The sequence below is a fragment of the Nocardia sp. CA-135398 genome, assembly GCF_050955845.1.
In the GTDB taxonomy this organism is placed as follows: domain Bacteria; phylum Actinomycetota; class Actinomycetes; order Mycobacteriales; family Mycobacteriaceae; genus Nocardia.
On the sequence record NZ_CP192084.1, the window covers coordinates 3766526 to 3786368 of the forward strand.

At 66.1% G+C, this 19843-nt stretch carries 17 protein-coding genes; 13 read left to right on the top strand and 4 right to left on the bottom strand.

Features of this window, described 5'->3' with window-relative positions:
- Positions 1-19 precede the first annotated feature (19 nt).
- From ACQP1T_RS16600 to ACQP1T_RS16620, 5 genes are all read left to right on the top strand, one after another.
- Entirely contained in the window at positions 20-778 is a 759-nt protein-coding gene (locus ACQP1T_RS16600; RefSeq protein ID WP_433761287.1) for a hypothetical protein, read from the top strand.
- Positions 779-845: 67 nt separating this feature from the next.
- Positions 846-2048: a cytochrome P450 gene (locus tag ACQP1T_RS16605; RefSeq protein WP_433761288.1), complete on the top strand. Its 1203-nt coding sequence runs from the start codon at positions 846-848 to the stop codon at positions 2046-2048.
- A 32-nt stretch (positions 2049-2080) separates the two neighbouring features.
- On the top strand, positions 2081-2917 hold the full coding sequence (locus ACQP1T_RS16610) for a mycofactocin-coupled SDR family oxidoreductase (RefSeq protein ID WP_433761291.1): 837 nt from the start codon (positions 2081-2083) through the stop codon (positions 2915-2917).
- A 14-nt stretch (positions 2918-2931) separates the two neighbouring features.
- Entirely contained in the window at positions 2932-3945 is a 1014-nt protein-coding gene (locus ACQP1T_RS16615) for an NAD-dependent epimerase/dehydratase family protein (protein ID WP_433761293.1), read from the top strand.
- A gap of 4 nt (positions 3946-3949) precedes the next feature.
- Positions 3950-4954, top strand: coding sequence for a LacI family DNA-binding transcriptional regulator (locus ACQP1T_RS16620; protein WP_433761294.1), 1005 nt, complete (start codon positions 3950-3952; stop codon positions 4952-4954).
- Positions 4955-5099: 145 nt separating this feature from the next.
- Here the strand turns inward: ACQP1T_RS16620 and ACQP1T_RS16625 are convergent, their stop codons facing one another.
- The 3 genes from ACQP1T_RS16625 to ACQP1T_RS16635 all read right to left on the bottom strand — a co-directional run bounded on the left by ACQP1T_RS16625 (position 5100) and on the right by ACQP1T_RS16635 (position 9962).
- On the bottom strand, positions 5100-6548 hold the full coding sequence (locus ACQP1T_RS16625) for an aldehyde dehydrogenase family protein (RefSeq protein WP_433761295.1): 1449 nt from the start codon (positions 6546-6548) through the stop codon (positions 5100-5102).
- Positions 6549-6993: 445 nt separating this feature from the next.
- Positions 6994-8622, bottom strand: coding sequence for an FAD-dependent oxidoreductase (locus tag ACQP1T_RS16630; RefSeq protein WP_433761297.1), 1629 nt, complete (start codon positions 8620-8622; stop codon positions 6994-6996).
- A 563-nt stretch (positions 8623-9185) separates the two neighbouring features.
- Complete coding sequence (locus ACQP1T_RS16635; protein WP_433761299.1) at positions 9186-9962, bottom strand: enoyl-CoA hydratase; 777 nt, start codon at positions 9960-9962, stop codon at positions 9186-9188.
- Positions 9963-10084: 122 nt separating this feature from the next.
- Between ACQP1T_RS16635 and ACQP1T_RS16640 the strand changes: the two genes are divergently transcribed.
- Genes ACQP1T_RS16640 through ACQP1T_RS16650 form a run of 3 tightly spaced genes read left to right on the top strand, consistent with a single transcriptional unit; the run spans position 10085 to position 14461 of the window.
- Complete coding sequence (locus ACQP1T_RS16640; RefSeq protein ID WP_433761300.1) at positions 10085-11140, top strand: enoyl-CoA hydratase/isomerase family protein; 1056 nt, start codon at positions 10085-10087, stop codon at positions 11138-11140.
- Between the two features lie 27 nt (positions 11141-11167).
- Positions 11168-13060 carry a CoA transferase gene (locus ACQP1T_RS16645; protein WP_433761301.1) on the top strand — a complete coding sequence of 631 codons (1893 nt, stop codon included), beginning with the start codon at positions 11168-11170 and terminating at the stop codon, positions 13058-13060.
- Positions 13061-13075: 15 nt separating this feature from the next.
- Positions 13076-14461, top strand: coding sequence for an amidohydrolase family protein (locus ACQP1T_RS16650; RefSeq protein WP_433761302.1), 1386 nt, complete (start codon positions 13076-13078; stop codon positions 14459-14461).
- Here the strand turns inward: ACQP1T_RS16650 and mftA are convergent.
- Positions 14455-14499, bottom strand: a complete 45-nt coding sequence (mftA, locus tag ACQP1T_RS16655) for a mycofactocin precursor MftA (RefSeq protein ID WP_433762228.1) — start codon at positions 14497-14499, stop codon at positions 14455-14457. The two genes, ACQP1T_RS16650 and mftA, sit on opposite strands and share 7 nt — an antisense overlap.
- A 666-nt stretch (positions 14500-15165) precedes the next feature.
- Between mftA and ACQP1T_RS16660 the strand changes: the two genes are divergently transcribed.
- From ACQP1T_RS16660 to ACQP1T_RS16680, 5 genes are all read left to right on the top strand, one after another.
- The gene (locus ACQP1T_RS16660; protein WP_433761303.1) at positions 15166-15672 is read left to right on the top strand and encodes a DoxX family protein; all 507 of its coding nucleotides are present in this window, start codon (positions 15166-15168) and stop codon (positions 15670-15672) included.
- A 312-nt stretch (positions 15673-15984) separates the two neighbouring features.
- On the top strand, positions 15985-16986 hold the full coding sequence (locus tag ACQP1T_RS16665) for a VOC family protein (protein ID WP_433761305.1): 1002 nt from the start codon (positions 15985-15987) through the stop codon (positions 16984-16986).
- On the top strand, positions 16983-17828 hold the full coding sequence (locus ACQP1T_RS16670; RefSeq protein ID WP_433761307.1) for an alpha/beta fold hydrolase: 846 nt from the start codon (positions 16983-16985) through the stop codon (positions 17826-17828). The genes ACQP1T_RS16665 and ACQP1T_RS16670 overlap by 4 nt, the downstream gene beginning before the upstream one ends.
- A gap of 164 nt (positions 17829-17992) precedes the next feature.
- The gene (locus ACQP1T_RS16675) at positions 17993-19174 is read left to right on the top strand and encodes a hydroxylase (RefSeq protein ID WP_433761308.1); all 1182 of its coding nucleotides are present in this window, start codon (positions 17993-17995) and stop codon (positions 19172-19174) included.
- 25 nt (positions 19175-19199) lie between these two features.
- The gene (locus ACQP1T_RS16680; RefSeq protein WP_433761310.1) at positions 19200-19748 is read left to right on the top strand and encodes a flavin reductase family protein; all 549 of its coding nucleotides are present in this window, start codon (positions 19200-19202) and stop codon (positions 19746-19748) included.
- The last annotated feature ends 95 nt before the right edge of the window (positions 19749-19843 follow it).

The following is a 19843-nucleotide window of genomic DNA, read 5'->3' on the forward strand; positions in this document are numbered from 1 at the left end:
TCGTGAACAGGAGACAAGGATGAACAAGAGCTCGGTGATGGCAATGGACAAGGTCGACGACTCGGTCTCGTCCGATGGCCAGAGTGCGGCGTCGGACCAGGTGTCGGCCGCGAAACCAGATGTCAGCCGCGACGATTCGGCGTCGCCGGTTGTCGGCGCGGAAGCGTCCGACGCCGCTGAGGACGCCGCCGCCGCTGAGGACGCCGCCGCCGCTGAGGACGCCGCCGCCGCTGAGGACGCCGAGGTCGCGGTCCTGGACGCCGCCGAGGTTTCCGGGAAATCCGGCCGCTCATGGCGCAGATGGCTGCCGCGTCCGCTGACCGGGATACTGATGCTGCTCGTCGTGGTGTCGGCCATACTCGCGACGGTGTTCGGCTGGAAACTCGAGACCCGCAACGATCGCCAAGCCGCGGGCACGGCGGCGTTAGCGGCCGCTCAGGACTATGCGGTAGCCCTGACCAGCATCGACTCCTCGCATATCGATAGCGATTTCGCGACCGTCCTGAACGGGGCGACCGGGGAATTCAAGAGCATGTACAGCAAGTCGGCCGATCAGCTCAAACCGATGCTGCTGCAGGCCAAGTCGGTCAGCAAGGGACACGTCGTCGCCGCGAGTGTGCAGTCCGCTGCCGAGGACCACGCCGTGATCATGCTGTTCGTCGACGCCGAGATCACGAACGTGACCAACCCGACGCCCCGCATCGACCGCAACCGCATCTTGATGACCATGGACCGCGTCGACGGTCGCTGGCTGACGAGCAAGGTCGAACTGCCGTAAGCGGTCGGCCCCGCCATCCCAACTAAAAAATGCCATATCGAAATTCGAGCAGGAGAGGTGAATCTCCGTGACCGCCAGTGCGATCAACGACATCTACTACGACCCTTACGATATCCAACTCAATGCCGATCCCTACCCGATGTTCAAGCGGCTCCGCGAAGAGCTGCCCATCTATTACAACGAGCAGCACGACTTCTACGCGATCAGTCGGTGGGCCGATGTGAATGCGGGACTGCTCGATACGGGTACCTACAGTTCCGCACGCGGAGCCATCCTCGAGCTGATCAAGGCCGGTATCGAGATGCCGCCCGGAATTCTGATCTTCGAGGATCCGCCGGTCCACGACATCCACCGAAAGCTCTTGTCGCGTATGTTCACTCCGCGCAAGATCCGGGAACTCGAGGACAAGATTCGCCAGTTCTGCGTCCGCAGCCTCGATCCGTTGGTCGGTACCGGTCGGCTGGATTTCATCGCCGATATCGGCGCGCAGATGCCGATGCGCACGATCGGCATGCTGCTGGGCATTCCCGAGGAGGACCAGGAAGCCATCCGCGACTTCGCCAACGATCAGATGCGGACCGAGGATGGCAAACCGATGAAGGCCGCCTCCGAGGGACTGGCCACCGGCGAGATCTTCTCCGCCTATATCGATTGGCGTGCCGAGCATCCCTCCGACGACATCATGACCGAGCTGCTCAATGTGGAGTTCGAGGACGAGAACGGCGTCGTGCGGCGACTGACCCGCGATGAGTTGCTGATCTATGTGAACGTGGTTGCCGGTGCCGGTAACGAGACCACCACCAGGCTGATCGGTTGGGCGGGCAAGGTGCTCGCCGAACATCCCGACCAACGGCGTCAATTGGTCGAGAATCCGCGGCTCATTCCGAACGCGGTCGAGGAACTGCTGCGGTTCGAGCCACCCGCACCGCATGTGGCGCGCTATGTGACCAGGGATGTCGAATTGCACGGCCGGACGGTTCCGGAGGGCAGCGTCATGATGATGCTCATCGGAGCGGCGAACCGCGACCACCGCCAATTCCCGCCGGACGGTGACGTTTTCGACATCCATCGCGACACCCGCCAACACCTGACCTTCAGCGTGGGCACGCACTACTGCATGGGCTCGGCCTTGGCCCGGTTGGAAGGCCGGATCGCACTGGAGGAGATCTTGGCGCGCTTCCCCGAGTGGGAGGTCGACACGGCCAATACCAAGCTATCGCCCACCTCGACCGTCCGCGGTTGGGAAACGTTGCCCGCCTTTACATCCTGACCGACCGAACAACACAACGAATAGAGGTAATCATGACCGGACGGGTCGAAGGAAAGGTCGCATTCATCACCGGCGCGGCGCGTGGCCAGGGGCGCAGCCACGCCGTGCGGCTGGCGCAGGAGGGCGCCGACATCATCGCCATCGATGTGTGCAAACAGCTCGACAACGTGCCGTTTCCGATGTCGACACCGGAAGATCTGGCGACCACCGCCGATCTCGTCAAGGCCGAGGGTCGGCGCGTGGTCACCGCCGAGGTCGATGTGCGCGATTTCGCGGCGCTGAAGGCAGCGGTGGACAGTGGTGTCGAGCAGTTGGGTCGACTGGACATCATCATCGCGAACGCGGGCATCGGCAATGAAGGTGGTCTGCTGGTCGATCTCGAGGAAAACCTGTGGGACGACATGATCGGCGTCAACCTGGGTGGTGTCTGGAAGACGGTGAAAGCCGGTGTGCCGCATATCATCTCGGGTGGGCGCGGCGGCTCGGTGATCCTCACCAGCTCGGTCGGCGGTCTCAAGGCGTACCCGCATGTCGGACACTACGTGGCGGCCAAGCACGGTGTGGTCGGTTTGATGCGCACCTTCGCCGTCGAGTTGGGACAGCATTCGATTCGGGTCAATTCGGTGCATCCCACTCATGTCAGCACGGATATGTTGCTGAACGAGGGAACTTTCAAGCTGTTCCGCCCCGACTTGGAGAACCCGGGCCCGAAGGATCTCGAGCCGATCTGCCAGATGTTCCACACCCTGCCGGTGCCGTGGGTGGATCCGATCGATATCAGTAACGCGGTGCTCTACCTGGCATCGGAGGAATCCCGCTATGTGACCGGCGTACCTTTGCCGATCGACGCGGGCAGCATGCTGAAGTAGGTATGTCGGCGGCCATGACACAGTCGAAGAAGCTGGTCATCGGGGCCAGCGGGTTCTTGGGAAGCCACGTGACCCGGCGGTTGGCAACCGACGGCGCGGACGTGCGGGTGATGTTGCGCCCCTCCAGTTCGACGCTGGGAATCGACGACCTCGATGTCGAGCGCGTTTACGGTGACGTCTTCGACGACGTCGCACTGCGCTCGGCGATGAAAGGGTGTGACGTCCTCTACTACTGTGTCGTGGACGCACGGATGTGGTTGCGCGATCCGGCGCCCCTGTTCCGCACCAATGTCGAAGGATTGCGGCATGTGCTGGACGCCGCCGCGGCGGCAGGGTTGGACAAATTCGTCTTCACCAGTACCGCCGGAACGCTGGCCATCAGCAACCAGCGCCCGGTCACCGAGGACGACCCGCACAATTGGGACGACGGCGGCCCCTACATCGCGGCCAGAGTGGCGGCCGAGGATCTCGTGATGCGCTACGCCAGGGAGAAGTCCCTCCCGGCAGTGGCCATGTGCGTCTCCACGACCTACGGTCCCGGTGATTGGGCACCGACACCGCACGGTTCGGTGATCGCCCGGGTCGCCGCCGGGCGGTTCCCCTTCTATTTCGATTTCTCCTCGGAGGTAGTGGGGATCGAGGACGCCGCGCGTGCGATGGTCCTCGCGGGCGGCCGCGGTCGCCCGGGCGAGCGGTACATCATTTCCGACCGCTACATGAGCGGCCGCGAGGTCCATGAGATCGCCGCTGATGCCGTAGGCGTCCGCGCACCGCGTATCGGCCTACCCCTGAAACTGCTCTATCTCGGTGCCCGCGCCAACGACCTTGCCGCCCGTTTGGTGAACCGCGACCTCCCCTTCGCCACAGTCGGTTTGCGCATGGCCGAGTTGATGTCGCCGCTCGACCACGGCAAGGCCGAGCGTGAACTCGGGTGGAAGCCCGAGCCGGTGGAGAATTCGATCCGCCGCGCCGCGGAGTTCTTCGAGCACCGCCGACGGGGAGGAGCGGGGCGCGGCGTGCCATCATGAGGCCATGGCCGCTCGTGAGGGTGACGCGCCGAGCGTCGAGGACAGGATTGTGCGGCCGACGAACGCCGATGTCGCGCGGCTGGCGAATGTTTCGACCGCGACGGTCAGCTACGTCCTGAACAATGCCGAGGGCAAGCGGATTTCGGCGCGAACCCGGGAAGCGGTCTACGCCGCCGCCGAGCAGTTGGGGTATCGGCCGAATGTCGCCGCGCGAAATCTGGCCCGCGGTAAAGGGGGCGTGGTGCTGTATGTGGTGCCGCGGGTGGCGGTCGGTGATATGCCGATCGAGGCGGGCAATCGGATGACCACCGAACTCGCCCGCCACGGGCTGCTGCAGGTGCAGATCTTCCAGACCGAGGACGATCAACAGGTCGTCGATGCCATCGGCAATCTCGATCCGACCGCCGTCGTCAGCATGTTTCCGCTGAGCAGCCGCGTACGCACCGCTGTGCGGGCGGCGAAGGTGCCGCATATCGAGATCGGACTGCTGCCCGCGCTCGGGGATCCGCTGCTGTCGGTCGGCGCATTGCGTGTCGGGCATCTGGTCTCGCGTGGGCACCACAAGATCGCGTTCGCCTACACCGGTATCGCGAAATGGCGTGCACTGGGCGACTATTGGTTCGAGGGTGTTGCCCGGGCGGCACGTCTGCACGATCTGCCGTCCATCAGCGTCGGCGAGGTCACTCCGGACAATGTCGCGGCTGTGGTGGCCGAGTGGGTGCGCGACGGGGTGACCGCCGTGTGCGCGCAGAGCGATGAGATCGCGGGCCTGGTGCTGTTCGGCATCCGCGAAGCCGGACTCCGCTGCCCCGACGACCTCGCTGTCATCGGTGTGGACGCAAATCCTATGGGAGCGTTCAGTTCGCCGCCCTTGACAACGGTGGAGTTCGATCCTGGCGCGGTCGCCACTGCTGCGATCGCGGCAGTCCTCAACGAACTGGGGTATCCGGTGCCGTCGGCTCCCGAGCCGACCGATATCGCTCGGCTCGTCGTGCGTGCCTCGACCTAGACCGCGCCGCACGGCAAATCGCCGCTCGGCAATTCTCGCGGCAGGACTGCTTCGATGCGGCCTCCGGGCAGGGCATGGTTAAGCGCTTAATCGGCGGTGACGGCCGGTTGGTGAGGCCGACCGTCACCGATCGAGCAAGCGCGGATCAGTGGCCGATGTAGACCGACTTGATGTTGAAGTAGGCCTCGATGCCCTTCTTGCCACGCTCGCCGCCCCAACCCGACTGCTTATGACCGCAGATCGGCATGGATGGGTCCGCCGCGAGCGCGGAGTTCACCCAGATCTGGCCGGCGCGTAGCTCGTTCACGACGCGATGGGCGCGGCCGAGATTTTCGGTCCAGATGGAACCAGCCAGCCCGTACTCCGTGTCGTTCGCGGCGGCAATCACCTCGTCCTCATCGTCGAACGGGATCACCGAGCCGACCGGCCCGAAGATCTCCTCGCGGATGAGACGCATATCGGGCGTAGTGCCCGTGACGATCGTCGCCTCATAGAAGTAGCCGCGGCGGTCCATCACCCGGCCACCGGTCACTACCTGCGCACCGGCGGCCACCCCCTCGTTCACGATGCCTTGCACACGCTGGCGCTGCTTCTCACTGATCAGCGGGCCGAGGACAGAGTTGGGATCATCGCTTCCGCCCATCGGCAGCATCTTGGCGAAGGCGGCCAGACCGTCCACGACCTGTTCGTAGATGCCGCGCTGAACGTAGATGCGCGAGGTGCACGAGCAGTTCTGGCCCGAACCGGCGAGCAGGCCCATACCAGCCCCCATGATCGCCTTGTCCAGATTGGCGTCGTCGAACATGATCAGCGGTGACTTGCCGCCGAGCTCGAGCGTCAGGCGCTTGAGGTTGCCTGCTGCCGCCTTGACGATCAGCCGTCCGACCTCCGTCGACCCGGTGAACGCGATCTTGTCGACGTCCGGGTGCGCGGTGAGCGCCGCACCTGTGGTCTCGCCGTAGCCGGTGATGACATTCAGGACGCCGTCGGGCAGACCCGCCTCGCGGAAGATCTCCTCCAGTTTCAGCGCGGTGAGCGGCGTCTCCTCGGCCGGTTTGAGGACAGCGCTGCAGCCCGCCGCGAGGGCGGGCGCGACCTTGAGCATCGCGACGAAAAACGGCCCGTTCCAAGGGATGATGAGGCCGACGACGCCGACCGGCTCGAGCTGAGTGAAGGTGTGGTAGTTCTCGAAGTGGCCGAGTAGTCCGTCGGACACGAGATTGCTCGACTCGCCGTGGATCTTGCCGACCCAGCCTGCGTAGTACACCAGCATCTCGAGCGACACCTTGATGATCTGACGCGCGGCCACCGCGTTCATGCCGTTGTCACGGGCCTCGATCGCGGCGAGCTCGTCGGTGCGGGCCCTGATGATGTCCGCGGCGCGGAAGAGCACCTGCGCGCGGTGCGCGGCGGGCAGCTTGCGCCAGACACCTGACTCGAATGTTTCGCGTGCCCGGGCCACCGCCGCGTCGACGGCCGCCTGGTCGGAGTCGACGACCTCCGCGATCAGCTCCTCGGTGGATGGGTCGAAGACCGGAATGATACCCGAGCTAGGGCTATTGACCGCAGGAGCGATGTCGATGGTGTTACTCAATGTCTGTCATCCTTTCGCTGAGCTGCTCCGACGCGGAGAAGCTCGATGCCTTCAGTTGTTGAGAACCCCGCACTGTGAAGCACAGGAAAGATCTGGCCGCCTGCCGCCCGCAGGACTTGACCCAGCGCCGACTGTTAGTTCGGGGATGGCCTTGCGTCCCGAAGCCTCATGGTCGGTTGTGGTGTCAGCTTAAGCGCTTAACCAGGACAGGTCCAGTACCTATCGATCGCGGTTGCGCGGCTGGCACCGACGCATCCCCTGCACCTCGGCGACATTGTCGGTGTGGGCTGCATTGCGGCGGTAGCTACAGATCGGTTCAGAGAGTTTTGGAAGGAAGAGGGTACTGATATGGGTCCCGGCCGTGTCTCGCCGCCCGGAGCTCCTGGGCTTGGGCGGGAGGTGAGTGCTCCCCGCCGAGCCGCAGGCTACTGAATATCACTCGTGCTCAAGAAATCTCGGGGAGCGAGCCGCCTGTCATGGCGCCGCCCGCGAGGTCGAGTGCCGCGCGATAGGAGAAGACGAGGGAGGAGCCGACCGGTGTGCCTGCGCCCGGGTACACCCGGCCGGACATGGCGGCCATTGTGTTACCGCTCGCGTACAGGCCCTCGATCGGCTCCCCGTCCTCGCGCAGTACGCGGGCGTGCTCGTCGGTCTTCAGGCCTCCCTTGGTGCCGATGTCGGCAAGGGCGATGGTGGCGGTGTAGTAGGGCGGAGTGTCGATCGGAGCCACGAGCGGGTTCGGGTAGCCGTTGTCGAGTGGATTCATGTAGACCATTACGGGGCCAGCGGGGAATCCGACGACGTGCTGGGCCATCTGGTCCCACACGGTCTCGCCCCGGTGGTACTTCTCGTCGACTCCCTTGTCGGCATAGGAGTTGAACTCCTCGATCGACTTGCGCAGCTTCTCTGCGGGCACGGAGATGAGCTCGGCCAACTCCTCGATGGTGTCGGCCTTGCGCAGCGCACCCGATTCGAACCACTCGGGGCGCGGCGGCACGGCCGGGTCGCCGCCGAAGCTGTCGCGGTCGAGGTGGCGCTGGTCGAAGATCCAGTGGCATGGGATGTGCGCGACGCCGGTCTCCCTGTGCAGCCGCAGCATCTCGCGCCCGGCCCGGTCGTAGGGCAGCAGTTCGTTCATGAAGCGCTCGCCCGCGCTGTTGACCCAGATGCCGCTGCGGCTCCCCGTGTGGAAGACCGGCCGTCCGCCGGGCTGTACGACACCGGGGACGTACCACGCCTGGTCCAGCAACTCGGTTGCGGCTCCGATCGCGACGGCCGCCTGCAGCGCGTCGCCGGTGTTTCCCGGAGCGCCATCGGACCAGTCACCGTGATACGGGGCGACCTTGTGCTTCTCGCGCAGCTCGCGATTGCGCTCGAATCCACCGGCGGCGAGGATAACGCCGCGGGTAGCGCGAATCCGGACTCGCTCGCCCCTGCTGATCGCCTCTACGCCGACCACCCTGTCGCCCTCGATGATGAGGCTCTCGAGCGCGGTCTCGAGCTTGTAGGAGCCGTTCCCCGTCTCCAGGAATGCCTTCAGTGCTCGCGCGATGAGGGCGCGGCCGCCGGTGAGCAGGGATCCGGTCTCCGCGCCCGAGAGCTCGGTGGGAAGCAGGTCGCGGATCAGCGGGGCGAGGTCACCGATCTCGGCGGGGTCGATCTCGGCTGGGTAGATGGTGTTGCCCGCGGCCGTCGCGCCCGGCTTGTCCGCAAAGTAGTCGGGCACGGGCCCGTAGGTGAAGGTCCCGAACCACGGGTTTTGCTCGAGTTCGTCGATCAGTTGCGGCCCAGTGCGCAGGTAGGCGTCCTGCAGGGCTTCGCGGGACGGATCGCCGACGATCTCGCGCAAGTAGCCGCGCACCGTTTCGACATCGTTCTCGATGCCCGCGCGTCGTAGCGGGGCACTGCACGGAAACCACAGTCCCGCAGCGGAATAGGCGGTCGTGCCGCCGAAGCGGTCGGTCTTCTCGATGACGAGCGTGCGCAGGCCACGAGATGCGGCGGCGTAGGCGCCGACCAGCCCTCCTCCGGACCCGACGACCACGACGTCGTAGGTTTCCTCGCCAGCGGGCATAACTCTCTCCTTGCTTCCAGACCGCGAATCTCCTGCGCCCAGTGCATTGGGTCACCTGGGGCGTGGACTTCCCGAGTGTGGAGGTTGCGGCAATCGGGCCGGGATCGGTTTCCGCTGTGCGGAAGCAGTGCCCCGCCCGGCCGACGCGAATGTGCCCCTCCAAGTGGGCGGAAATTCTCCTGGTGGCGGGGCACCACACGAATTGGCGTTCCTGGCCGTCAATCGATTTCAAGGAGAGCTCGCATGATTCTTTCCCACGATTACGATCCCGGGCCGCGGATCGCCCACGCGGGTGGTATCGATCTCGGCACGACGGACCTGGAGCGGAGCATCCGTTCGAGCTGTACTACGACGTCGAAAAGCCGCGCGCGCCGGAGGAATTGCGCTCGAAGCTGCCGAGCAACAGCTCGCGCCGGCGCGGGTTCGCCGTGCGCCGCCTCGATCATCTCAACGTGCAGACCAGCGCGAGCACCGTGAACCAGCCTGACGCGCAACACTACCCGCGATGAACAGGTCGTTTGCGAAGCTATGAAACAGGTTCCGCTGACTGCATCCGACGACCCTCAGCGTCCGATGAAACCTGGCGTGCGTTTGGCTTTGAACGCCGCGATTCCCTCGGCGACATCGGCGGTTTCGAAGAGAGCGGACTGGCCTTCGCGTTCCAGTTCGAGTGCCTGGCCCAGGTGGGCGAGGGCCATCGCGTTGAACGCGCGCTTGGTGCGGGTGTATGCCGCCGTCGGACCTTCGGCGAGTTTGGTTGTCAGCCTTGCGATTTCGGCATCGTAGTCGCTGTCGGGCACGACCTGGCCGATCAGACCCCATTCAGCTGCCAGCCTTGCGGGAATGCGCTCGGCCAGCATGGCCATGCGGGCGGCGCGGGCGTATCCGATCAGATTCGGGACCATGGCGGTGGCGCCGCCATCGGGCATCAGGCCGATATTGGCGAAGGCGAGCAGGAGGTAGGCGGATTCGCGGGCGACGGTGATGTCGGCGGCCAAGGCCAGGGAACATCCGACGCCGACCGCGGGACCGTTGATCGCGGCGAGTACGGGTTGCGGTGCGTCGCGCAAGGCGCGGATCAATCGGTTGGCCGCATCGAGGGTCGCGACCTGTGGACCGTTGCTGGCCGAGTTGGAAAGGTCCGCTCCCGAGCTGAAGGCCCGCCCGTTGCCGGTCAAGACGAAGACCCGAACCGTCGGATCGTCGCCGAACTTCTCGATGACCGCCGCTGCCTCGTTCATCATGTCGGTATTGAGGGCGTTGAGTCGTTCGGGGCGGTTGAGGGTCAGCCGCACGATCGTGTCGGTTCGTTCCACGAGGACATCGGACTGATCGGTCATTGTCGGCCTTCCAGGGTCGAGAATCGGAACCAGGCTACAGATTAGGTATACTCTTTCCGGCCCGATTCGGCCATCACCGCCGGGGCGTCGATGCAGTCGGCCATCTCGGTTAGTTTTTAGTTATGCCGGATTCGGGGATCGATATTTTCGACGAGTTCGCGGTGGACCTCGCCGCGGACGGAACTCCGGCAACGCCCATGGTGTTGGTCCCGCTGGACGGATTCGGCGTGGAAACACCGGAGCGAATCGCGTGGACCGCCGAACGGATGAATCAGGCGCTACCGCTGGTGATCGGGGTGCTGCGCGGGCCGGTGACGTCCGGCCTCGCGCCGCTGCTGGAGGCGGCGACGCTCACCCTCACCACCGATGCCGCGGCGAGTTCGCTGCCGCAGGCTGTTGTGGTGGATGATATCGATGCCGCGATCAATCTGCTGCGGGCGGCGGTGCAGCATTCGCCGCGTGCGGCAGTCGCTTGTGGGCAGCTGCTGCGTCAGACGGTGCGGTTGCCGACCGTGCCCGCACTGGCGGCGGAGGCGGCGGTGTATTCAATGCTCCTCGGCGGCACCGAATTCGAGCGTTGGCTGACCGAACGTGGCGCGCCGCGCACCATCGCGCCCCCAGAGCATGCCCTGGTTCGGACGGACCGCGACGGGCATCGCCTGACGATCACGCTCGATCACCCGCAGCGCCGCAACGCCCTCAGCGCGCGGCTGCGTGAGGATCTGCTGGAGGCGGTGCGCCTGGCCGACCTCGATTCCACGCTCACCGCAGTCGAAATCAACGGGGCCGGATCGGTTTTCAGCAGCGGGGGCGATCTGGACGAATTCGGTACGGCGACGGATCTGGTGTCCGCGTACATGGTCCGGCTGGAGCGGGCGCCGTGGCGGATTATCGACCGGATCCGGGAGCGGGTCACGGTGCGCGTGCACGGCGCCTGCATCGGTGCGGGCGCGGAGGTGGCTGCCTTCGGTGGCACGGTTGTCGCTGTCCCCGATACCTACTTCGCCTTCCCGGAAGTGCGGATGGGTCTGGTGCCGGGGGCGGGCGGTACGGTCAGCGTGCCGCGACGGATCGGTCGCTGGCGCGCCGCCTGGTTGATGCTGACCGAACAGCGCCTGGCCGCGACGCTCGCACTCGATTGGGGCATGGTCGACGTGGTGGAACAGACGAGGAGGTGATCGCAAACGAATACCTCGGCTACGACAGTGGTGTGGGATTGGGTGCGCTCGCTGTGCCCGCCTGATGTTCTGTCGCGCCCGGTCGAAAACCAGCAGGAGTGCGCGGCGCTCGCGTGGGCCGCATCGGGTGCCATGGATCTGACCGGACGCCCCGACGGCGTCCCCGTCATTTCGCCCGCCGCGGCATATGGACTGCTCCTCGAGACCACCGAGGCGCTGGCGCGAATAACCGCACTGATCGGCTCCGAGGTCCGAGCCGATCCAGGGCTGCTGTTGACCGGCCGAGCCGGATTCCTGAACCTGCGACGCGGCGGTCAGCGGACGGCAGGCGGAGCCGGTCGATTGCTGCGAACCTCGGACGGCTGGTGCGCGATCACCTTGAGCCGCCGAGACGATATCGACTCGGTGCCCGCGATCTTGGGGGTGGATTCGGTGGCCGAGGATCCATGGGAGACGCTCACCACGGCCGCCCGTGACTGGACCGCAACCGACCTCGCCAACCGAGCGCAACTGCTCGGCGTTCCCGCTGCGGCGCTACCGGTCGACTCGTACCCCACCACTGGTAGCCCCGCTGGTGCGCCGCCTGCCGACGCGCCTCCCGCCGCGCCGCTTGACGCTGTGGTGCCTGCAGCTGTGGGCCCTGCTGGTGCGGTGTCTGCGGCCATGCGCCCTCCTGACGCGCCTCCCGCTGATGCGCGCCCTGCTGATGCGCGCCCTGCTGATGCGCGCCCTGCTGGCGCGGGCCCTGCTGCTGGGCCGCCTGCTGACGCGGGCCCTGCTAACGCGCGCCCTGCTGCTGGGCCGCCTGCTGACGCGGGCCTTGCTGACGCGGGCGCTGCTGCTGATGCGCGCCCTGCTGGCGCGGGCCCTGCTGGCGCGGGCCCTGCTGGCGCGGGCCCTGCTGACGCGGGCGCTGCTGCTGGGCCGCCTGCTGGCGCGGGCCCTGCTGGCGCGGGCGCTGCTGCTGGGCCGCCTGCTGACGCGGGCCTTGCTGACGCGGGCCTTGCTGGCGCGCGCCCTGCTGGCGCGCGCCTTGCTGGCGCGCGCCCTGCTGGCGCGCGCCCCTCTGCGGCGGCGCCTGCTGATGCGCCCCCTGTCACTGGTTTGCCCGATGACGCGGTGCGCCCCGTCGCGGGATCATCAGCCACCCCGTCCGCGACGCCGGAGCGGTCCCAATGTCCATGGCAGACAGGTCGAATCGCCGATCCGGTCGTCGGCGCACGGTTGGATGGTGCGGTGGTCGTCGACCTGTCCTCGATGTGGGCAGGGCCGCTGTGTGCCCACCTGCTCGGGCGCGCAGGCGCGCGGGTGGTCAAGGTGGAGAGCACCCGACGTCCGGATGGCGCACGTCGGGGTGATCCGCGCTTCTTCGACTGGCTGCACGCCGGGCACGAACAGATCAGTGTCGACTTTCATACGCCCGAGGGGCAGGCGAGGCTGCGGGAGCTGTTATCTACCGCGGATGTGGTGATCGAGGCGTCCCGGCCGCGGGCGCTGGCCCAGCTGGGGCTGGCTCCGGGGGAGCGCGTGCATCGCGACGGGCAGGTCTGGTTGAGCCTTACCGGATATGGTCGCGCCGAGCCGATGCGGGTGGCATTCGGTGATGACGCGGCGGTGGCGGGCGGGCTGGTCGGCTGGGAGGCGGGCGAGCCGGTGTTCTGCGGTGACGCCATCGCTGATCCGCTTACCGGAATCTGTGCCGCCCTTGCGGTGTGCTGCGCCGTTCGCGGTGGCGGGGGCCAGCTGATCGACCTGTCCATGCGCGCCACCGCCGCCGCTTTCGCCTCGGCACCCGCGCTGACCCACGGACCGCATCGAGTGCTTGCCGACGGTGCGGATTGGCTTGTCGAATGCCCGCACTACGGTCGTTCGCAACCGGTGCTGCGTCCGCGAGTGCCGCGAATAGGCGATGCGGCATGAAACGAGTTGTGCCTCATGTTGATTCGTGACGCCGAGGTATTCGGCTCGGGCCGGATGGACGTGCGCACCCACCGCGGTGTCATCACCGAATGCGCTACCGGGCTGGTCCGCCTCCCGGGTGAAGATGAGATCAACGCAGCAGGTGGCTGGTTGCTGCCCGGACTGCACGACCACCACATCCACCTGCGCTCACTCGCGGCGACCTACGAATCCGTTCCACTGGGCCCGCCGCAGGTGCACACCGCACCCGAGTTCGCCGCGCGACTACGGGAGGCCGATCGAAAGCTGCGGCCCGGCAGGTGGATTCGCGGCACCGGATACCACGAGTCGGTCGCCGGATCCCTCGATCGCGCGGTGTTGGACCGGATAGTCCCGCACCGTCCCGTGCGGGTGCAGCACCGCACGGGTGTGCTGTGGCAGCTCAACTCGATGGCATGCGAGCTGGTGGGCCTGGACGGCAATGACGCACCGGGTGTGGAACGCGACGAGACCGGGCGGCCGACCGGGCGGCTGCGCCGATTGGACTCCTGGCTGGGGGACCGAATCGACTCGCGGACAATAGATCTGGATGCGGTCAGCACCGCTGCGGCGGCAATGGGCATCACCGGATTCACCGATGCGACTCCGGGACTCGCGCAGGCCGACATCGATCAACTGGCCGACACTGTCGATGCCGGGCGGATCGTCCAGCGGGTGCACTGCATGGCTCCCCCCGAAGTGTCGGAGCCCGACGGCACGAGATTTACGTTGGGACCGACCAAGATCCTGCTCGACGATTTCGATCTCCCGCCGCTCGACGAATTCGTCGATCGACTGCGCGCGATTCATGCGGCAGGCCGGGCGGTCGCGGTGCACTGCGTCACGCGGGTGCAATTCATCTTGACGATGGCGGCACTGGAGCTGGCCGGTGTGCGAGTGGGGGATCGGATCGAACACGGTGCGGTGATCCCGGACCAATCGTTGGATTGGCTGCGCCGACAGCGGGTCTCGGTCGTCACCCAACCACATTTCGTGGTCGAACGGGCCGAGCAGTACCGCGCCGAGGTGCCCGCCGAGGATCAACCCGATTTGTGGCGGCTGCGTTCACTCCTCGATGCCGGGGTGGGCGTCGCAGCCGGATCCGATGCGCCATTCGGGGCAGCCGATCCGTGGTCGGTGCTGCGTGCCGCGGTCCATCGGCCGCCGGAATTCCGTGCCGCGGAAGCGGTGTCACTCCCAAAAGCGCTGTCACTGTTCTTCGGCGCACCCGAGAGCCCCGCCACACCGCGCGGGATCGCACCGGGCGCGGTCGCCGACCTGACATTGCTGTCGGTGTCCCCGGATCAAGCCGCCCACCACCTCGACGCCGAGCTCGTCGCGGCCACCATCGTGGCCGGTGACCTGGTGTATTCGGGTCAGTAGACGCCGCACATACCGTCGACCGAGACCTCTACCAGCACGTCAGCGATCAGCAGGTCGGACTCTTGGAAGAGTTTGTCGCGGCGCTGGCTCCGGCGTTGGCGCAGTACGCCGACCTTGGCCTACCGCGGTTGGCGGCCGACGCCAGAGCTGTCATCGAGCCCGCGTCGTGCCCCTCATCGGTACCGATCCGGCGCTGCGCCGGACGCCGCTGTCACTTCTGAGGCAGCTACTGCCCACCGATACTGCTAGGCGATAGCCTCGACAACCTATGTGGCGTGGATCACATTCGCCTGTTTCAGGTCTGCTGGGAGGATTATATTTAGTGCACTGAATCTGGCTGTCGCTCATTCGCCCGGCATCTCGGTGCGAGGAGTGGACACATCGATGTGTTGCACGGCGAGGGCAAGGCAATGGCTCGACACAGTTCACCGACGGCGATCGAATGCCAACCTGACTGGCACCCGATATCGCTGCGACGGTCTCGCCCGTGCGGTGACGAGTGCTGTATCAGAGTGCATTTTCACGGACACCCGACGCTCCAGTACCGCGCGGCCAGACAGGCCGCCGAGTGTTTCGCGGCGGCCGTGCGGGGATTGGGCGTCGATGTCGACATTGATTCCGAGCTCGACGACGGGCTGCTCCCGCTGCCCTGCGCGCGGCTGTGGACCTCGTAGCCGGATCGACAATGAGGAGTCTCTTTTCGCATGACGATGATCGATGCCGCGATCCTGGTACTCCGACTGGTGGTCGGGCTGACCATGGCAGCGCACGGCTATAACCATCTGTTCGGCCCGGGTGGTGTGGCCGGTACGGCGGGCTGGTTCGCCTCGATGGGGCTGCGGCCGCCCCGCGTTCACGCGACATTGAGCGGTGCGGGGGAGTTGGCGGCCGGAATCGCCTTCGCGGCCGGACTGCTCACCGCGCCTGCGGCGGCGTTCATTGTCGGCAGTATGGCCGTGGCCGCGGTCATCGCGCATCGCAAGAACGGCTTCTTCGTCTTCAAGGACGGCTACGAGTACGTGCTGATACTCGCTGTGGTGGCCGCCTGTATCGCGGCCATCGGGCCGGGCAAGGCCTCGCTCGATCGCGCGCTCGGCATCGATACGACCCTCGATGGCGGTCTGGGATTGGCCATCGCGGCAATCGGTGGCGTCGGCGGCGCGGCGGTTCTGCTCGCCGTCAGCTGGCGGCCGAAAGCGCAAGCAGAATAACGGAATTCAGCGGCCCTGCACCCATGGTGCGGGCCCGACGACCACGACATCGTAGGTTTCCTCGTCAGCGGGCATAACTATCTCCTTGCTTTCGGACCGCGATCTCGTGCGCCCACTGATTTGGTCACCCGGGGCGTGGACCTCCCGAGTGTGGAGCCTGCGCCATTCCGGCCGGGATCGGTCTCCGCGGTGCGGAAGCAGTCCCCCGTCTCCCCGGCGGGACCGCGCGACTTCCGGTGGGCGGAAATTCTCTGGTGGCGGGCGCAACGCGAATTAGCGTTCCTGGCCGTCAACCGATTTCAAGGAGCCCGCATGACTCTTTCCCACGACTACGATCCCGGCCCGCGGATCGCCCATGCCGGTGGCATCAATCTCGGCACGACGGACCTGGAGCGTTCGCTGGGGTTCTTCCGCGATCTGCTCGGCATGGAGGTCGTCGCGCGGACCGACGACGGCGTGGCCTACCTGCGCGGCTACCAGGAGCTCACCCACCACTCGCTCGTGCTGACCCAGCAGGCCGAGGCCACGGTGAACACCTACAGCTTCCGGGTCCAGCGCCCGCAGGACGTCGAGCTCTTCCACAAGCAGCTCGAGCAGCAGGAGATCGAGTCGATCGAGCTGCCCGCCGGGCACGAACTCGGCCGCGGCACCGCGATCCGCTTCCTGGTGCCGGGCAGTGAGCATCCCTTCGAGCTCTACTACGACATCGAAAAGCCGGTTGCCCCACCGGAATTGCGCTCGAAGCTGCTCAGCAACAGTTCCCGCCGCCGCGGTTTCGGCGTGCGCCGCCTCGACCATCTCAATGTGCAGACCAGCGCGAGCACGGTGAACCAGTCCGAGCAGTGGCTGCGCGAAGCGCTGGGCTTCAAGCGCCGTGAGTTCGCGATGATTCCGCAGTTCCCGGAGACCATCCTCGCGTCCTGGCTGTCGGTGACCCCGCAGGTGCACGATATCGCGATCGGTGTGAACGCCGAGGACGCGAAGGCACGGTTCCACCACATCGCCTTCAATATCGAGAACTACCACGACATCCTGCGGGCCGCGGACGAGATCCGCGACCTCGAGATCGACTTCGGGCATGGTCCTGGCAAGCACGGCATCGGTCAGGCGATGTACCTCTACATCCATGATCCCGGGTCCGGTCATCGCGTCGAGCTCTACTCCGGCGGGTATCTGATCATGGATCCGGACTGGCAGGCGCTCGAGTGGAAGATGCCTGAGCTGATGTACGGCCAGACGTGGTATGGCGATGTCCTCGACGTCGGCCCGGGCGCCGGATTCCTCACCACCTCACCATCGGCGGGTCTGAAATGACCCAGCGTACAGCCGATGTCGAGGGGCTCACCGTCAACTACCACGAGGTGGGGGAGGGCGAGCCGCTGATTCTGTTGCACGGTTCGGGGCCCGGTGTCAGCGCCTGGTCGAACTTTCAGCACAATCTGCCGGTCTTCGGCGAGCAGTTCCGGGTGATCGCGCCCGATCTGCCGGGCTTCGGCGATAGCGCGCTGCCCGAACTCGACGAGATCTACCCGGTGGCCGCGGCGAAGTGGACCGCGCGGCTGATGGATCACCTCGGCATCGATTCCGCGGTGTTCCTCGGCAACTCCATGGGCGGAGCGGTGGTGGCGGAATTGGCCGCGCTCCATCCCGAACGGGTGCGCCGGATGGCCATCATGGGCTCGGGCGGACTTTCGGTCGGCATCTTCCAGACCGACCCCAGCGAGGGCTTTCAGCGATTGTTCGAATTCCTCGGCGATCCCACCCGCGACCGCATGATCGCCTGGATCAAGGCGATGGTGTTCAATCCCGCGATGATCACCGACGAACTCATCGACGAACGTATGCGCAATGCCACCGCCGAGGGCGTGCTCGACCGGATGAAGGCGATCTTCGGTTCGATGTTCGATCCGAAGTTGCGTCAGACGTATACGCCGTTGTGGACCAAGGCCGCCACCATCACGACTCCGACGCTCATGCTGTGGGGTCGCGACGACCGGATGTTGCCCTACGACCAGGCGCACTTCGCGAACCGCTGGCTGCCCGATGTCGAACTGCACACCTTCGCCCGCTGCGGGCACTGGGTGCAGATCGAGCGCAAGTCCGATTTCGAGCGGGTCGCGATCGAATTTCTCACCCGCAAACCGTCGGCCGCATAGTCCGCCCGACGCCGACGCGTCATGCGTGTTTCCAGTGAGCGGAAAGTCCGTGGTGACCGAATGGACCAAGGAATCACAATGAGCCAATCCCCTCGCCAGATCGGCACTTTCGGTGGCCGTCGCGGCGGCACCTGTAGTTTCCCAGTAAGTAGGAGGTGTGCGTCGTGGCACACGAAGTAGTTCAACGTGTCGAGGAGCTGGGGCCGGAACTGGCCGCACTCGCCGAGGAGAACGAGAAGCTCGGCAAGCTGAGCGATAAGACCGCCGAACTGCTGCGCTCGGCCGGGGTGATCCGGCTGCTGCAGCCCAAGGAGTTCGGTGGTTATGAAGCGCACCCGCGCGACTTCGCCGAAGCGGTGATGGCGGTCGCGCAGCACGACCCCGCCGCCGGGTGGGTGTGCGGCGTCGTCGGCGTCCATCCGTGGGAGATGGCGCAGATGGATCCCCGTCTGCCACAGGAGGTTTGGGGCGAGAACCCGGACACCTGGATCGCCTCGCCCTATATGCCGATGGGCGTCGCCGATCCGGTCGAGGGCGGTTACCGGCTCACTGGGCGCTGGCCGTTCTCCTCGGGCACCGACCACAGCGACTGGGTCTTCCTCGGCGCATTGCTCGGGGACGGCACCGGCAAGCCCGCCGGACCGCCGACCGTGCTGCATGTGGTCGTTCCCCGCGCGGACTACAAGATCATCGACGATTCCTGGGACGTGGTCGGCCTGTGCGGCACCGGGAGTAAGGACGTCGTGATCGAGGGGGCGTTCCTGCCCGACTACCGGGTGATCGTCCAGGACGAGATCATGCAGGGTGCGGCGGCCGAGAAGCGCGGTCTCACCGACCCTGTGTACAAGCTGCCCTTCACCACCATGTTTCCGCTCGGGCTGACCGCCGCGGTCATCGGAATCTGCGAGGGCGGACTGGCCGTGCACCTGGCCCAACAGCGCGACCGGGTCGCCGTTACCGGTGTCCAGGTGCGCGACGATCCGTACACGCTCTACGCCGCGGGCGAGGCGGCTTCGGAGATCGAGGCCTCGCGGATTCAGTTGATCAACGGCGTCAGTCGGCTGTACGACCAGCTGGAGGCCGGGCAGCCGATCACACTCGAGGACCGGTTGGATATCCGGCGCAATCAGGTCCGCTGTGCCTGGCGGGCGGTTTCGGCGTTGGACGAGATCTTCGCGCGCTCTGGTGGAAATGCCGGTCGGCGGAGTAACCCGATCCAGCGGTACTGGCGCGACGCGCATATGGCACTGCAGCACATGATCCACGTCCCCGGCACGGCCTATCACGCGAATTCCCTGGCCAAGATGGGGCTCGAGCTGCCGCCGTCGATGATCGTGATGGTCTGACCCGAGCGGAGGAGGGAGGCTGGATATGAGCGAGATCCGATCGCCGCAGGAGACGGTAGTGGCGATCAATGCGCGCCACTTCCGTAATGTGCTCGGCCATTTCCCCACGAGCGTGGTCGCGATCACCACACTCGACGACGATCAGCGCCCACACGGGTTCATCGTCGGGACGTTCACCTCCGCCTCGCTCGATCCGCCCTTGGTGTCGTTCCTGGTGGACACGTCTTCCACGACCCTCCAACGCATCCGCGAGACCGGACGGTTCTGCGCAAATGCGTTGGCGGGCAACCAGGAACACCTGTCGCGGCGGATGGCGGCTAGGGGCGGCGACCGCTTCGAGGGCGTGACATGGCAGCGGTCCGCGTTGGGCAATCCCGTATTGAACGGGGTCGTCGCGTGGGTCGACTGCACCATTGCACAGATCGTCGAGATCGGTGACCACGTCCTGGTCGTCGGGCAGGTGCACGAACTTCGGGTGGAGTCGGTGCGGACCCCGCTGCTGTTCTTCCGCGGCGGGTACGGCGACTATCTCGCCAGCGCGCCGCTGGTACTCGATCGGCTAGTCGGGTGGTAATCGCCTGATGCCGCTGTAGCAGTGCGCAATTCGACGACCCCAATGGCAGGGCAGGCCATTGGGGTCGCCGTCTGTTCAGGCCAGCAAATTCATCG